This window comes from Nocardia sp. NPDC003269 (assembly GCF_042888005.1).
GTDB lineage: Bacteria > Actinomycetota > Actinomycetes > Mycobacteriales > Mycobacteriaceae > Nocardia.
Window position 1 is genome coordinate 372,780 of the sequence record NZ_JBIAPA010000001.1, and the last position, 16,778, is coordinate 389,557.

Sequence of the window (16,778 nt, forward strand, 5' to 3'; positions counted from 1 at the left end):
CTACGGGTTACCCAGGCGATACAACAGTAGGAATCGTTACAACAGCGCGGTCACATCATGCCTCACCAGCATCACCGATGTCATCGTGCCCCGGACTCCCGGTCGCCGACATCCAGCAACTCCGCCAGGCGCGGGCCGATCTCGGCCAGCGCCTCCGGTGAGGTCATCTGATCATGCACCACCGCGACCGGCCGATCGCGGACCTCGCCCTCGACATACGGCGCCCAATTCCGTGCTGCCGTCTCGTGTCCGAGCGCGCTGAAGTACTCCAGCCTGCCCCGGTACATCGCGGGCTGGTGCTCGGCGATCAGCTCGGCCGAGCGCACCGCGCTGCGGTAGATCCGGCGCAACCGCTCGGGGGTGAGCACGGCCATGTTGGCCGGGACGATCGCGTGCAGCGCGGCCAGCGCGTCCTCGCTGAGTTCGCGCACCCCGGAGGCGGGCAGCGCCGCGCCGAGGTCGACGCCGAGTTCGGCGAGCGCGTCCCGGACGGCGGTGTGGAAATCGGGCACATCGATGTCGGGATGCGAGTCGAGCATCGCCAGCAGCGCCACCCGCTCTCCCTGCGCCTGTAGTTCGGTGGCGACCGCGTGCGCCAGCACACCGCCGAGCGACCAGCCCATCAGCCGGTACGGGCCGTGCGGCTGGGCGGCCTTGATCTCGGCGACGTAGCGGCGGGCCATCTCGGTGAGCGTGCCGGGCAGGTAGCCCGCCTCGCTCAGCGCGGGCGACTGCAGGCCGAAGATCGGCCGCCGCGCCGGGATGTACTGGGCGAGACCGGCGTAGCACCAGGACAGGCCGTACATCGGATGGACGCAGAACAGCGGTCCGCCCGCCTCGGTGCCGTGCGGCACCCGGTTGCGGATGGGCAGCAGCACGCCGAGCGCGTCGTCGGAGTCGACGTCGTAGTCGCCCGCGTCGGACTGAGTGGCGTCGATGCGGGCGGCGAGCGCGGCGACCGTGGCGTCGGTGAAGAACCACTGCACCCGCACCTCGGCGCCGACCCTGGTCCGCAGCCTGCTGATCGCCTTGGTGGCGACCAGCGAGTTGCCGCCGAGCTCGAAGAAGTCGTCGTCGAGGCCGACCTTGCCCGCGCCGAGCACCTCCGCGTACACCTCGGCGACCGCGCGCTGTAGCGGGGTCGTCGGCGGACGGTAGGGCCGGGTGGTGAAGGCGGGCACCGGCAGTGCCTTGCGGTCGAGCTTGCCGCTGGCGTTGAGCGGCAACGACTTCAGGGTCACCAGGGTCGACGGGACCATGTACGACGGCAGCGCGGCCCTGGCGTGCGCCAGCAGCGCCGCCTCGTCCAGGCCGTCCGCGCTCGCGCCGCTCTCGATCGAGTAGCCGGCCGCGGGCGGCGCGATCTCGGCCTCGGCGGGTTCGGCCGCGTCGACCGGGACGACGTAACCGACCAGCCGATCCCCGGTCGGGCCGTGCACGAGCGCCACGGCGGCGTGCCTGACCTCGGGGTGATCAAGCAGCACGGCCTCGACCTCGCCGAGCTCGATCCGCTGACCGCGCAGCTTCACCTGGAAGTCGCTGCGCCCCAGGTACTCCAGCTCGCGCTCCTCGGTCCAGCGGACCACGTCGCCGGTGCGGTAGAGCCTGCCGCCGCCGGCCTTGGCGACGAATCGCTCGGCTGTCAGCGCCGCGGCACCGAGGTAGCCGCGGGCCAGCTGCACGCCTTCCAGATACAGCTCGCCCGCGGTGCCGGGCGGCACCGGCCGCAGCTGCCGGTCCAGCACGTGCACGCGCGTGTTGGCGACCGGGGTGCCGATCGGAATGCTCACGGCGGCACCGGCTTCGGCCCGCGCCGCGGTGACGACGGTCGCCTCGGCCGGGCCGTACCAGTTGATCAGGTCGACGCCGGGCAGCGCCTGCGCGAAGCGCCGCGCGGTCGAGGCCGACAGCGCCTCACCGGCGGCGAACACCCGGCGCAGCGCCGGGAAGCCGCCGTCGGCGCGGTCGGCGAGGAACGCGTCGAGCATCGACGGCACGAAATGCACCGTGGTGACGGCGCGTTCGGCCAGCACCTCGGCCAGGTAGGCCGGGTCACGGTGCCCGTCGGGCGCCGCGATCACCACGGTCGCGCCGGTCTGCAACGGCCACAGCAGTTCCCAGGTGGAGATGTCGAAGGTGACCGGCGTCTTGTGCAGGACCACGTCACCCGGCCCGTGCGGGTAGGCGCGCTGCGCCCAGCGGAACTGGGCGACCAGCTGCCGGTGGGTGAGCATGACTCCCTTGGGCGTACCGGTGGAGCCGGAGGTGTGGATGACGTAGGCCAGGTTGTCCGGCTGGACCGTCGCGCGCGCCACCGGTGCCGAGCCGGGCTCGAGCGTGTCGACGGTGACGACGGAAACCTCGGCGGCGGTGGTGAATCCGGTGCCGGTGGTGGTGAGCACGCAGACGGGCGCCGCCGCGGCCAGCACCCGGTCGGTGCGCTCGGCCGGATGGTCCGGATCGACCGGCACGTAGGCGGCGCCGGTGCGCAGCACCGCGTAGATCGCGGTCACCAGGTCGACGCCGCGCCGCATGGCGACGGCGACCAGCGCGTCGGGACCGGCGCCCCGCGCGCCGAGCGCCGCGGCGAGCGCGCGGGCCTTCGCATCGAATTCGCCGTAGGTGAGCGAGGTTTCGCCGTCGACGAGGGCGATCGCGTCGGGTGTCTCGGCCACCTGCGCGTCGAACAGCGACAGCAGCGTCGCGTCGTCGAGCAGCTCCGGCGCGTCGGTGGCATTGGCCGCCGACAGCACGGCCCGCTCCTCGGCCAGCAGCACATCGATCTCGGCGAGCCTGCTCTCCGGCGCGGCGGTGAACCGGGCCAGCAGCATCGAGAGCCGTTGCGCCAGTGCGGTCGCGGTGGCCTCGCCGAAGACGTCGCGCAGGTACTTGACCGACACCCGCAGTTGGCCGTCGGCGACGACCTGCACGGTCAGCGGGTAGTGGGTGCCGTTGGCGGCGTCCATCCCGGTGACCGCGGCGGAGCCGGACGCGGCCTGCGCCAGCCCTTCCCGGTCGACCGGGAACGACTCGAACACCACCAGCGTGTCGAACAGCGCGTCGATGCCCGCGATCTCCTGGATCTCACCGAGGCCGAGGTAGTGGTGCTCGAGCAGGGCCGCCTGGTCGTCCTGCAGTCTGCGCAGCAGTTCGGCGACGGTGTCGCCGGGGTGCAGCCGCACCCGGACCGGGATGGCGTTGAGGAACAGGCCGACCATGCGTTCCACGCCGTCGAGGGTGGCGGGCCTGCCGGAGACGGTGGCGCCGAACACCACGTCGTCGCGGTCGACCAGGCGCGCGATGAGCAGGCCCCACGCGGCCTGGACCACGGTGTTCACCGTGACGCCGAGCCCCGCCGCGAGCGTGCTCAGCGCGGCGGTGTCGGCGGTGGACAGCTCGAAGCCGGTTTCGCCGGTCCCGGTGGCGATCTCGCGACCCTGATCGACCGGTGCCAGCGGCGTCGGCTCGGCCAGGCCGGTGAGCGCGCTGCGCCAGGCCTGGCGCGCGGCGTCGAGGTCCTGTTCGGCCAGCCAGGCCAGGTAGTCCCGGTAGGGCGCGATCTTCGGCAGGCGGCGCGAGCGGCCGCCGACCGCGTAGGCGGTGAGCAGTTCCTGCAGCAGCAGCGGGGTCGACCAGCCGTCGATCAGGATGTGGTGGCTGGTGACCAGCAGGTGCGCGGTCTCGGGCGTGCGCACCAGGGTGAAGCGCAGCAGCGGCGCGGCCGCCATGTCGAAGTGCGTGGTCAGGTCGGCTGACTTGATCCGCTGGTAGGTGGCCGCGTCGGCGTCGATGACCTGCCACGGCACGTCGATGTCGTCGAGCACCACCTGCAGCGGGGTGCCCGCCGCGTCGGCGGCGAAGGCGACGCGCAGATTGTCGTGCCGGTCGAGCACGGCCTGCGCGGCCTGGTGCAGCCGCTCGTCGTCCACGGCCGGATCGAGGTCGAGCGCGAACTGGGTGATATAGGGGTCGACCGAGTTCTCCGCGAGCAGCGCGTGGAACAGCATGCCCGACTGCAGCGGGGTCACCGGCCAGACATCGCTGAGCAGCGGGTAGCGCCGCACCAGCCGGCTCAGTTCGGTCTGGCCCAGGCGCACCAGCGGGAAGTCCGACGGGGTGAATCCGCCCGCGCCGGGGCGCAATCCGTGTTCGGCGAGGCCGCCGAGGGCGCGGATCCAGTGTTCGGCGAAGGTCTTGACCGCGTCGGCGGTGAGCGCCGCGGTGGCGTAGTCGAAGCGGGCGACCATGCCGTCGTCGGTGGCGTCGACGGTGAGCACGAGCGCCAGATCGTCGGCGGCGACGTCGGTGTGCACCTTGGCCGGGCGCAGGTCGCGGAAGCGCACCGCGAACCGGCCCCGATCCAGCGAGCGCACGCTGTCGGCGGCCTCGGCGTCGAGATAGCGCAGCAGGCCGAAGCCGGCGCCGTGCGCGGGCACCGTCCGGCGCAGTTCCTTGATCTGGGCCAGCGCCGTCCCGGCGGCGGGCCCGCCGACCAGCGCGTCGGCGATATCGACGCCCTCCAGGCGCAACACCAGCGGGTAATCGGTGGTGAAACCGCCGACCACGCTCTCGGCGTCGGGCCTGCCCAGCACGCGCTGATCGGCGCGCAGCCGGGCCACGGTGCCGATGACCCGCGCGACGGCGGTGTCGGCGGCGGTGTGCAGGGCCAGCGCGGCGGCGGTGAGCAGGACCTCGTCCACGGTGGCGCGGTAGGCGTCGGCGACGGTGGTGACCGCGGCGGTGCCCTCACCGGTGATGCTCAGCGAGACCCGGTTGCGCTGCCGCAGATCGGCGGATTCGCCTGCCCTGGACCGGATCGCGCGGTGCCAGTACTCGCGTTCGGCGCGGGCCCGGCCCGAGGACGGGTATTCGGCGAGCCTGCGGACCAGGTCGCCGAGTCCGGCGTCGGGTGCGGCGGGCGCCGCGTGGCGGCCCCGGCTCCACGCCGTGGTCAGCTGGTCGACGATCGAGCGCCAGGACGGCTCGTCCAGGACCAGGCTGTTGGCGACCACGACCAGCGTGGAGCTGCGCTCGCCGTCGCCGGTGAGCACGAAGTGGATATTGCGACCCTCGTCCGGGTCGAGCGCGGCGGCGGCCGCGGCGACGATGTCATCGACCGGCAGCGAGGACTCGCCGTCGGTGGCGTCGAGCCTGCGGAAGGCGTCGCCGGTGCGCTCCTCCTGCGACGGGATCACCAGCACCGGGGCCCTGCCGCTGCGGTCGAGCACCGCCCACAGCATCGGGTGCTGGTTCATCACGGCGTGCACGACCTCGGCGACGGCGTCGTCGGAACAGTCGACGGGCACGTCGAGCAGCACGGCCCTGGGTTCGACGGCGTTGTCCCCGGTCTCCATCAGCTGGGCCGCGGTGGCGGTCAGCGGCAGGGCGGCGGGCCGCGAGCCCGCGTCGAGGGTGATCTCGGCGCGCCCGGCGAGCGCACCGACGGTCCGCGCGTCGAAGAGGTCGCGCGGCCGCAGCCCCACCCCGGCCGCACCGGCCCGCGAGACCACCTGGATGGCGGTGATGCTGTCGCCGCCGAGGGCGAAGAAGTCGTCGTCGAGGCCGACCCGGTCGTGGCCGAGGACCTCGCCGATCACCCGCGCGAGCGCGCGTTCGGCCGCGGTGCGCGGCGGACGGTGCTCGCGGCGCACGGTGACCGGATCGGGCAGCGCGCGCCGGTCCAGCTTGCCGACCGGCGTGAGCGGCAGCTCGTCGAGGACGACGATCGCCGCGGGCACCATGTAGTCGGGCAGCACGCGGGCGGCCAGCGCGGTGAGTTCGGCCGGGTCGAGCCGCTCCCCCGGTTCGGCCAGCACGTAGGACACCAGCATGGTGGCGCCGGTGCCGTTGTCGCGGCCCAGCGTGGTGACCCAGGAGACGCCGGGCGCGGCGGCCAGCACCGCGTCGATCTCGCCGAGTTCGATCCGCAGGCCGCGGATCTTCACCTGGAAGTCGTTGCGGCCCACGAACTCCAGCACGTCACCCCGGCGGCGCACGAGGTCGCCGGTGCGGTAGAGCCGGGTGCCCGGCGCCCCGAACGGATCGGCGACGAAGCGCGCCGCGGTCAGGCTCGCCCGGCGGTGGTAGCCGCGGGCGAGCTGGATGCCGCCCAGGTACAGCTCACCGGTGACGCCCTCGGGCACCGGACGCAGCCGCCCGTCGAGGACCAGCGCCGTGGTGCCCCGGATCGGACCGCCCATGTGCGCGTCGGCGCCGGGGGTCAGCGGATCGCTGATGGCGGCCATGATGGTGGTCTCGGTGGGACCGTAGCCGTTGTGGAACTTGCGCTGTGCCAGCGTGTTCCAGCGCGCGACCAGGTCGGCGGGCACGTGCTCGCCACCGACGACCAGATGCCGCAGCCCCGGCACACCCGCCGGGTCGAGGGTGGCCAGGACGGTGGGCGTGAGGAAGGTGTGGGTCACGCCTTCGGTGCGGATCAGCTCGGCGAGTTCGGTGCCGCCGACGGATCCGGCGGGCGCCACCACCAGCGTGCCCGCGCCACCGAGGGCGAGCAGCAGCTCGAGCATCGAGGCGTCGAACGACGGCGAGGCGAAAGCCAGTGCCCGCGAACCGGAATCGAGCCGGTAGCGCTCCTTCTGCTCCGCGCAGAAGTTGGCCAGGCCCGCGTGGGTGACGACGACGCCCTTGGGCAGACCCGTCGACCCCGAGGTGTAGATCATGTACGCGCCGTTGGTGGTGCTCGGCTGGGCCCGCAGTTCGATCTCGCGCAGCGCCACCGAGGCGTAACCGGCGACCTCGGCGGTGAATTCGCGATCGTCGAGGGCGACCCAGCCCGCGTCGCCGGGCAGGGTGGGCAGCCCGGTCAGCTCGGCGGCGAGGGTGACGCCGAAGACCGCGCCGGAGTCGGCGGCCATGTGGGTGATCCGCTCGGCCGGGTAGCCGGGGTCGATCGGCACGATCATCGCGCCGGTGCGGGCGATGGCCCACACCGCGAGCACCGATTCGACCGACCGCCGGATCGCCACTGCCACCGCGACTTCCGGTCCGGCGCCACGGGCGATGAGGCCCCTGGCCAGCTGGTTGGCCGCCGCGTCGAGGTCGGCGTAGGTGAAGCCGCGTCCGTCACCGCGCACGGCCACCCCCGTCGGGTTGGCCAGCACGGCGGCGTCCATCAGCTGCGCCAGCGTGCGCTCCGGCTCGGCGGGCGGACCGGTGAAGGTGGTCTGCGCGGTGAACTCGGCGTCGTCGAGCAGCTCGACAGCACCGACGGCCACCTCGGGATCGGCGACGAGCTCGCCGAGCAACCGGGCGAACCTGGCGCCGAAGGCCGCGACGGTGGCTTCGTCGAACAGATCTGTCGCGTAGGTGAATTCGGCGTGCATGCCGCCGTGGTCGGGCAGCTCGCGGACGGTGAGCAGCAGGTCGAACTTGGCCTCGGCGGTGCGCGCGTCGAGCGCGCCCACCGTGATGCCGGGCAGCTCGAACGCGACCGGGGCGAGGTTCTCGAACGACAGCGCCACCTGGAACAGCGGGTGCCTGCCCGCCGACCGGACCGGCTGCACCGCCTCGACGACCCGCTCGAACGGGATATCGGCGTGCGCGAAGGCCCGCAGGTCGGTGTCGCGGGTCTGCCGCAGCAGCGCCGTGAACGGCTCGGCCTCCGACACGTGGCTGCGCAGCACCAGGGTGTTGACGAACATGCCGACGAGGTCGTCGAGTTCGCGGGCGCCACGACCGGCGATCGGGGTGCCGATGGCGACGTCGTCGGTGCCGCCGGTGCGGGCGAGCAGTACCGCGAGGGCGGCCTGCACCACCATGAACACGGTGACGCCCTCGGCCCGCGCCAGCCCGGCCAGACCCGCGTGCAGCGCCGCGTCGATCTCCACGGTGCTCAGCGCACCGGCGAAGGACTGCACCGGCGGCCGCGGCCGGTCGGCGGGCAGCGCGATCTCCTCGGGAAGCCCGGCGAGCTCTTCGGTCCAGTAGCTCAGCTGCGCGGCGGCGGTGGACGCGGGATCGGCCTCGTCGCCCAGCGATTCCCGCTGCCACACCGCGTAATCCGCGTATTGCAGCGGCAGCGGCGACCACGCGGGCGCGGCGCCTTCGGTGCGGGCGGTGTAGGCCAGCACCAGGTCACGGGTGAGCGGGCCCATCGAGAAGCCGTCGGCGGCGATGTGGTGGGCGACGAACACCAGGACGTGGTCATCGGCGCCCAGCCGTAGTAGTCGCAGCCGCACCGGCGGCGCGGCGGTGACGTCGAAGCCCTCGGCCACGGTCCGGCGCACCTCGTCGACCAGGTCGTCGGCGGTGACCAGCATCGGCGTCAGGTCGACCCGCACCGCGCCGGGCGCGAGCACCTCCTGGACCGGACCGTCGCCGCGCTCGGGGTAGCGGGTGCGCAGCACCTCGTGCCGGGCGAACAGGTCACCGACGGCGACGGCCAGCGCCGCGAGGTCGAGCGTGCCGGTGAGCCGGATGGCGGCCGGGATGTTGTAGACGGTGGCCTCGGGATCGAGCCGGTTGAGCAGCCACATCCGCTGCTGGGCCAGCGACAGCGGCAGCCGGTCCGGGCGCGGTCCGGCCACCAGCGGCAGCGCGGCGAGCTCGGCGGACCGGTGCACGCGCAGGGCGAGGTCGGTGACGGCCGGCGCCTCGAACAGCAGGCGGACCCCGACCGCGCGGTCCAGCGCGGCGCTGATCCGGGCGGCGGCCCTGGTGGCGAGCAGCGAGTTGCCGCCGAGAGCGAAGAAGTCGTCGTCGGCGCCGACCGCGTCGACCCCGAGGATCTCGGCGTAGACCTCGGCGACCAGCTGTTCGGTCGGCGTCGTTGGCGCGCGGAAGGCCGCGGCCTCGAACACCGGGGCGGGCAGCGCGGCCCGGTCCAGCTTGCCGTTGACGGTGCGCGGCAGCGTGTCGAGCACGACGAACGCCTCGGGCACCAGGTACGCGGGCAGCTTGTCGCGCAACGCCGACTTCAGCTGCGCCGCATCGATATCCGCTCCGACCACATAGGCGACCAGCCGGTCCCCGAAGTGCGCGTCGGTGCGTGCCAGCACGGCGGCCTGGGCGATCCCGGGCAGCCCGAGCAGCACGGACTCGACTTCGCCCGGCTCGACCCGGAAGCCGCGGATCTTCACCTGGAAGTCCGTGCGGCCCAGGTAGTTCAGCGAGCCGGTGCGGTCACGGGCGACGAGGTCGCCGGTGCGGTACATCCGCGCGCCGGGCTCGAACGGGTCGGCCACGAAGCGTTCGGCGCTCAGCGCCGCCTTGCGCAGATAGCCGCGCGCCAGCTGGGCGCCCGCGAGGTAGAGCTCACCCCGCACGCCCGGCGCGACGGGGCGCAGGCGCTCGTCGAGGACGTACACCCGGGAGTTCCATTCGGGGGTGCCGATCGGCACGCTCAGCACGTCGGCCGAGGTCACCCGGTGGTCGGTGATCGACACGGCCGCCTCGGTGGGGCCGTACAGGTTGTCGATCCTGGTGTCCGGCAGCGCGGTCAGCAGGCGCTGGGCGAGCGCGGCGGGCAGCGCCTCGCCGATGGCGAGGATGCGGGTGAGCGGCTGCGGCCGCGCCTCCCAGTAGCCGGCCAGCGCGTCCAGCAGCGAGGGCACCGCCGTGAGCGTCGTGACCCCGGCGTCGGTGATGAGCGCGTCCAGGTAGGCGGGATCGCGGTGCCCGTCGGGCGCGGCGATCACCAGCTTGCCGCCGCAGACCGCGGCGGACCAGAACTCCCACACCGACAGGTCGAAGGTGGCCGGGGTCTTCAGCAGGAACACGTCGTCGGCGCCGGTGCCGAATTCGCCGCGCAGCCACTGCAACTGGTTGACCACGGCGGCGTGCGGCACCGCCACGCCCTTGGGGCGGCCGGTGGAACCGGAGGTGAAGATGACGTAGGCCGTGTTCTCCGGCCGCAACGGCGCGCGCCGGTCGGCGTCGGTGATCGGCGCCGGGTCGGCCGAGGCGATCACCGGATGGTCGACCCGCACGACCGGCGCCGCGTCGGTCCGGAAACCGTTGCTGAGCACACAGATCGGGGCCGCGGTGCCGAGGATGTAATCGGTGCGATCGGCGGGCTGATCCGGATCGATCGGCACGTAGGCGCCGCCCGCGCGGGTCACCGCGAACATGGCGACGACGAGATCGATCGAGCGCGGCAGCGCGAGCGCCACCAGCGACTCGGGACCGACGCCCAGCGAGATCAGGTGCCGGGCAAGGCGATTGACCCGCGCCTCGAATTCGGCGTAGGTGAGTTCCAGCCTGCCCTCGGGCAGATCGGCCACCAGCGCGACGGTTTCGGGGCGCGCCAGTGCGGGCAGGTCGGCCAGCGTGCCACCCGGGATGGCGAGATCGGCGGCGCCCGAGGTGATCTCGGTCGCGCGCTCGGCCGACGTGCGCAGGTCGACATCGCCGACGACGACGCCCGGCTCGCGCACCACCGCGTCGAGCAGCAGACCGAGCCGGTCGGCGAAGGCCCGCACGGTCTCCGCGTCGAACAGGTCGGTGGCGTAGGTGAAGAAGCCCTCGATGCCGGTCGGCGTGCCGTCGGCGGCGTAGCCGTCACCGACGATCAGGTGCAGATCGAACTGGGACACGGCCAGTTCCGCCGACACGGGGGCGATCCGCAGACCGGGCAGTTCCAGCGCGGCGCGATCGACGTTCTGGAACGACAGGCCCACCTGGAACAGCGGATGCCGCGCGGTCGAGCGCGGCGGGTCGAGCACCTCGACGAGCCGCTCGAACGGGATGTCGGCGGCGGCGAAGGCGGCCAGGTCGCGGGTGCGCTGCGCGGCGAGCAGGTCGGTGAACGACGCGCCGCCGTCGTAGTGGGTGCGCAGCACGACGGTGTTGACGAACATGCCGATAAGGTCGTCCAGCTCGCGCTCGCCACGACCGGCGAACGGGGTGCCGACCGCGACGTCGGCGGTGCTCGCCGTGCGGGCCAGCAGCACCGCGAAGGCGGTGTGCAGCACCATGAACACGGTGGCGCCGCTGTCCTTGGCGAGCTTCGCGAGCCCGGCGTGGGTCTCGGCGTCGATGCGCACCGGGACCCGGCTGCCCGCCAGCGAGGCGACGGCGGGACGCGGGCGGTCGGCGGGCAGTTCGAGCAGGTCCGGCAAGCCGGACAGCTCGTCGCGCCAGAACGAGATCTGCGCGGCGGCGGCGGATTCCGCGTCGGTCTCGGCACCGAGGCGATCCAGCTGCCACAGCGCGTAGTCGGCGTATTGCACCGGCAGCGCGGGCCACCCGGGGGCGTGCCCGGCCGTCCGGGCCAGATAGGCGGTGGTCACGTCACGCACCAGCGGCGCCATCGAGGACGCGTCGGCGGCGATGTGGTGCACGACCACCGCGAGCACGTACTCGGTGGGCGCGTCGGGGCCGTCGCCGGTGATGTCGAGCAGCCGGACCCGCAGCGGGACCTCGGCCGTCACGTCGAAGGCGGTCGCGGCGAGCGCGCCGACCTGCTCGATCAGCGTGGCCGGATCGGCGCGGCGCACGGTGACATCGAGGTCGACCTGCTCGACCGGCAGCACCCGCTGGATCGGGCCGTCGCCGGTGTCGGGGTAGACGGTGCGCAGCACTTCGTGCCTGGCCAGCACATCGCGCAGCGCGGTGCCGAGCGCGGCCACGTCCAGGCTGCCGGTCAGGCGCAGCGCGAACGGCAGGTTGTAGGCGGCGGCGCCGTCACCGGCGGCCGCGCCCTGGTCGAACCGGTTGAGGAACCACATGCGCCGCTGCGCGGGCGAGAGCGGCAGTTCGGCGGGCCGGGTGAGGGTGCCGAGGCCACTGGTCGCGGCGGTCTCGCCGCCCGTCCCCAATGTCGCGGCGAGACCGGCGACGGTCGGGGTCTCGAACAGGGCGCGCACGGCGACCCGGTCCCCGGTGGCCGCGCCGAGACGGGCGACGAGTCGGGTGGCGACGAGCGAGTTGCCGCCGAGGGCGAAGAAGTCGTCGTCGGCGCCGATATCGGTGCGGCCGAGCACTTCCCCGAACAACCCGGCGACGAGCTTCTCCTGCTCGGTGCCCGGCGCCCGGAAGGCGCGGGCCGAGAAGTGCGGCGCTGGCAGGGCTTTGCGGTCGAGCTTGCCGCTGGCGTTGAGCGGCAGCGCGTCGAGCACGGTCACCGACGCGGGAACCATGTACGCGGGCAAGGTCTTCGACGCGACGGTCCGCAGCCGGTCCGGATCGGCGGCCCGGCCGGGCGCCGGCACGACATAGGCGACGAGCTGATCACCGAGTTCGGTGGGCGCGACCAGCGCGACCGCCTGGCTGACGGAGTCGTGCGCGAGCAGCGCGGTCTCGATCTCGCCGAGCTCGATGCGCTGGCCGCGGAACTTCACCTGGAAGTCGATGCGGCCCAGGTAATCCAGCCGATGCGGCGCGGTCGCGGTGGGACGGCGCCACACCACCAGGTCACCGGTGCGGTACATGCGCTTGCCCGCGTCGAACGGGTCGGCGACGAAGCGGTCGGCGGTCAGGCCGGGCCGGGCGACGTAGCCGCGCGCGAGCTGATCGCCCGCGAGATAGAGCTCACCCGCGATCCCGGGCGGCACCGGTCGCAACCGCGAATCCAGTACGTAGACCCGGGTGTTCCACTGCGGCAGGCCGATCGGCACGGTCCGCTCGCCGGCGCGGGCGGGCCAGTAGGTCACCGAGACCGCGGCCTCGGTGGGACCGTAGAGGTTGTGCAGCCGGGCCGAGCTGATCTCGGCCATGGCGTCGACCGTCTCCGGCGGCAGCGCCTCACCGATCACGAACACCTCGCGCAGCGACGGCATCGCGCCGGCGGACCCGGCCTGGGCGGCGAAGACGGTGAGCATCGACGGGACGAAGTCGGTCACCGTGACGTTGTGCCGGGCGATCAGCTCGATCAGATAGGCCGGGTCGCGGTGCCCGTCCGGGGTGGCGAGCACCAGCGTCGCGCCGACCCGCAGCGGCATGAAGTAGCCCCACAGCGACACGTCGAAGGTCGTCGCGGTCTTCTGCAGGTAGACATCGCCCAGGGCCAGTGGGTATTTCGCGAGCATCCACACCAGCTGGTTGTGGATGGCCGCGTGCGAGATCGCCACGCCCTTGGGCTTTCCGGTGGAACCGGAGGTGAAGATGACGTAGGCCGGGTGGTCGGCGCGCAGCGGCGCGCGCAGTTCGGCCGGGCGCACCGGATCGACCGGTACGCCCCGCGTATCGAGCTCGTCGAGCCGGAGCAGTTCGGTGCCCTCGGGCACCGGCATCGGCTCGGTGCTCAGCACGGCGGCCGGGCGCGCGGTGTCGAGGATGTAGGCGATGCGCTCGGCCGGATGGTCCGGGTCCAGCGGCACGTAGGCGCCACCGGCGGTGAGTACCGCGTACATGGCGACGACGAGGTCCGGCGAACGCCGGATCGCCAGGCCGACCAGGCCTTCCGGGCCGACCCCGGCCTGGATCAGCAGCCGGGCCAGCGCGTTGACCCGCTCGTCGAACTGCCGGTAGGTCAGGTCGGTGCCCTCGTAGACGAGCGCGATGGCGTCCGGATGCGCCTGCACCGCACGGCGATACGCGTCGAGCATCAGCTCGGGTGCCACCGGGTGGCCGGTCCCGTTCCAGGCGGTCAGGGTCAGTTCGCGCTCGGCGGCGGTGAGCAGATCGATCTCGGCGATCGTCAGGTCGGCGTCGGCCGTGACGGCGGCGAGCAGGTGGGTGAAGCGCGCCGCCATCGTCTCGATCGAATCGGCGTCGAACAGATCGGTGGCGTAGTTGAACGACGCGGCCATCGGCTCGGCCGGGTCGGTGCCCGGCACGACGGTCAGCTGGAGGTCGAAACGGGCGACCGCGCCGCCGAATTCGACCGGCGTCGCGTCCAGGCCGGGCAGCCGCAGGTTCGGCAGGTCGAGGTTCTGGAAGAACAGCGCCACCTGGAACAGCGGGTGGTGCGCCTGCGAGCGGACCGGGTCGAGCAGCTCGACCAGGCGCTCGAACGGCAGGTCGGCCTGGGCGAAGGCGGCGATGTCGGCGCGCTTGGTCTCGCGCAGCAGCTCGGCGAAGCTCGCGTGCTCGTCGACGCGCGACCGCAGCACCAGGGTGTTGACGAACATGCCGATCAGGTCGTCGAGTTCGCGGGCGCCGCGACCGGCCACCGGGGTGCCGATGGCGATGTCGTCGGTGTGCGCGAGCCTGCTCAGCAGCACCGCGAACGCGGCGTGCACGACCATGAACTCCGAGGCGCCGCTGCGCTGGGCCAGCGCGGCGATCGCGGTGTGCACCTCGGCCGGGATCCGGAAGCCGAATTCGGCGCCACGGCCGGTGAACACCGGCGGGCGCGGGCGATCGGTGGGCAGGTCGAGCCGGTCGGGCAGCCCGGCCAGGGTGTCGCGCCAGAAACCGATCTGGGCGGTGGCGACCGAGTCGGGATCGTCCTCGTCGCCGAGCAGTTCCCGGTGCCACAGCGTGTAGTCGGCGTACTGCACCGGCAGCGGCTGCCAGCTCGGCCGCGAGCGGTTGCGCCGGGCCAGGTAGGCGCCGAGCAGATCGCGCAGCAGCGGCGCGACCGAGGCGCCGTCGGCGGTGATGTGGTGCAGCGCCACCGCGAGCACATGGTCGCGCTGGCCGAGTTCGGCCAGCGCCACCCGCAGCGGGACGCCCTCGGCCACGTCGAAGCCGGTGGTGGCGAATTCGCCCAGCCACAGCGGCAATTCGTCCTCGGTGAGCTCGTCGACGAGCACATCGGGCACGGCGTCGGCCATCGGCAGCACCACCTGGTGGCCGACACCGTCGATCGCCGGGTAGTAGGTGCGCAGCGACTCGTGCCGCAGCACCAGGTCGGTCAGCGCGGAGTGCAGGGCCCGCGCGTCGAACGGGCCGGACAGCCGCAGCGCGAACGGGATCGTCTCGGCGACCGAGGCCGGGTCGAACTGGTTGAGGAACCACATCCGCTGCTGAGCCGGCGAGAGCGGGATCAGCTCCGGCCGCTCACGGCGCGTCGGAGCGGACTGGCCGCCCGCGCCCTTGAGCGGCTCGAGCAGCTCGGCCAGACCGGCCACCGTCGGCCGTTCGAAGACATGACCGGCGGGCACCCGGGCCGACAGCTCGGCACCGAGCCGGGCCGCCGCCCTGGTGGCCAGCAGCGAGTTGCCGCCGAGCGCGAAGAAGTCGTCGTCGGCGCCGATCGCGCGCTCGGGGGCGAGCAGCTCGGTGAAGATCTGCGCGACCAGCTCCTCCATCGCGCCCGACGGCGCGCGGAATTCCTCGGTACGCAGGGTCGGTGCGGGCAGCGCGGCCCGGTCCAGCTTGCCGACCGGCGTCAGCGGGATGGTGTCGAGCACGGTCAGCGCGGTCGGCACCATGTGCGCGGGCAGTCCGGCCCTGGCGTGGGCGAGCAGCTCGTCGGAGTCGACCCGCGCGCCCGGCGCGGCGTGGACGTAGGCGGCGAGGATGGTGGTGCCGTTGTCGAGCTGGTGCCCCACGGTCACCGCGAAGTCGACGCTGTCGTGCGCGGAGAGCACCGCGTCGATCTCGCCCAGCTCGATCCGGAATCCGCGGACCTTCACCTGGAAGTCGTTGCGGCCGACGAATTCCACCGCACCGTCGGCGCGCCTGCGCACCAGATCGCCCGTGCGGTACATGCGGCCACCGGCGGGATCGAACGGGTCGGTGACGAAACGGGCCGCCGTCAGCGCCGGTCGCCCGTGATAGCCGCGGGCCAGCTCGTTGCCCGCGATGTACAGCTCGCCGATCATCCCGTCCGGCACCCGGACCAGGCGCTCGTCGAGCACGTACTCGGTGACCCCGCGCAGCGGCGGGCCGAAGTTCACGGCCGCGCCCGGCGCCAGCGCGGCGCTGATGTTGGTCATGATGGTGGTCTCGGTCGGCCCGTAGCCGTTGTGGAAACGCCGGGTGCCCGAGGGTAGTTCGATGGCCCAGCGGCGAACCATGGCGGGCGGGACGTCCTCGCCGCCGCTGGCGATCACGACCAGGTCGTCCAGCCCGGCCGGGTCGAGCGCGGCGAGCGCGGCGGCCGTGATGAACATGTGCGTCACCGACTCGCGGCGCAGCACCTCGGCCAGCTCGGCGCCGCCGAGCATCCCGGCGGGCGCGACCACCATGGTCGCCGCGGCGCCGACCGCCATCAGCAGTTCGAGCACGGCGCCGTCGAAGGAGGGCGAGGCGAAGTGCAGGGTCCGCGAGGTCGGCTCGACGCTGTAGAGCGCGCGCTGTTCGGCGCTGAATCCGGCCAGGCCGGCGTGGGTCACCACGACGCCCTTGGGCAGGCCGGTGGAGCCCGAGGTGTAGGTGATGTAGGCCGGGTGCGGCAGCCGCAGCGGGCGCACCCGGTCGGCGAAGGTCACCGGGTCGCCGGGCTGCTCCTCGGCGGCGCGGCGCACGGCCGGATCGTCGAGGCACAGCCAGTCGACGGTGCCGGGCAACTTGTCCAGCGCGACGGCGACGGCGAGGCCGAGGACCGCGCCGGAATCGGCGAGCATGTGGGTCACCCGGGCGGGCGGATAGTTCGGGTCGACGGGCAGGAACGCGGCGCCCGCCTTGGTGACCGCCCACATGGCCAGCACGGAGTCGGCCGAGCGCGGGATGCCGATGGCGACGATGTCCTCCGGGCCGACCCCGCGCGCGATCAGCAGCCGGGCCAGCCGGTTGGCGCGTTCGTCGAGCTCGGCGTAGGTCCAGCGGACGGGAGCGGACACGCCGTCGTCCCAGGACAGCGCGATGCCGCCGGGGTTGGATTCCACGGCGACGGACAGCAGTTGCGGCAGCGACTTCCCCCGCTGCCTGGCACGGGCGCCGGACGCCCTGCTGGCCCGGGTCACGCCCGTTCCCTCCGCTCGACGGAG

The 16,778-nt window shown here is 73.2% G+C and carries 1 protein-coding gene; it reads right to left on the minus strand.

The window, feature by feature from the left end; all coding sequences use genetic code 11:
* Positions 1–80: 80 nt before the first annotated feature.
* Positions 81–16,754 carry an amino acid adenylation domain-containing protein gene (locus ACFYWJ_RS01680; RefSeq protein ID WP_355271207.1) on the minus strand — a complete coding sequence of 5,558 codons (16,674 nt, stop codon included), beginning with the start codon at positions 16,752–16,754 and terminating at the stop codon, positions 81–83.
* Positions 16,755–16,778: the final 24 nt, after the last annotated feature.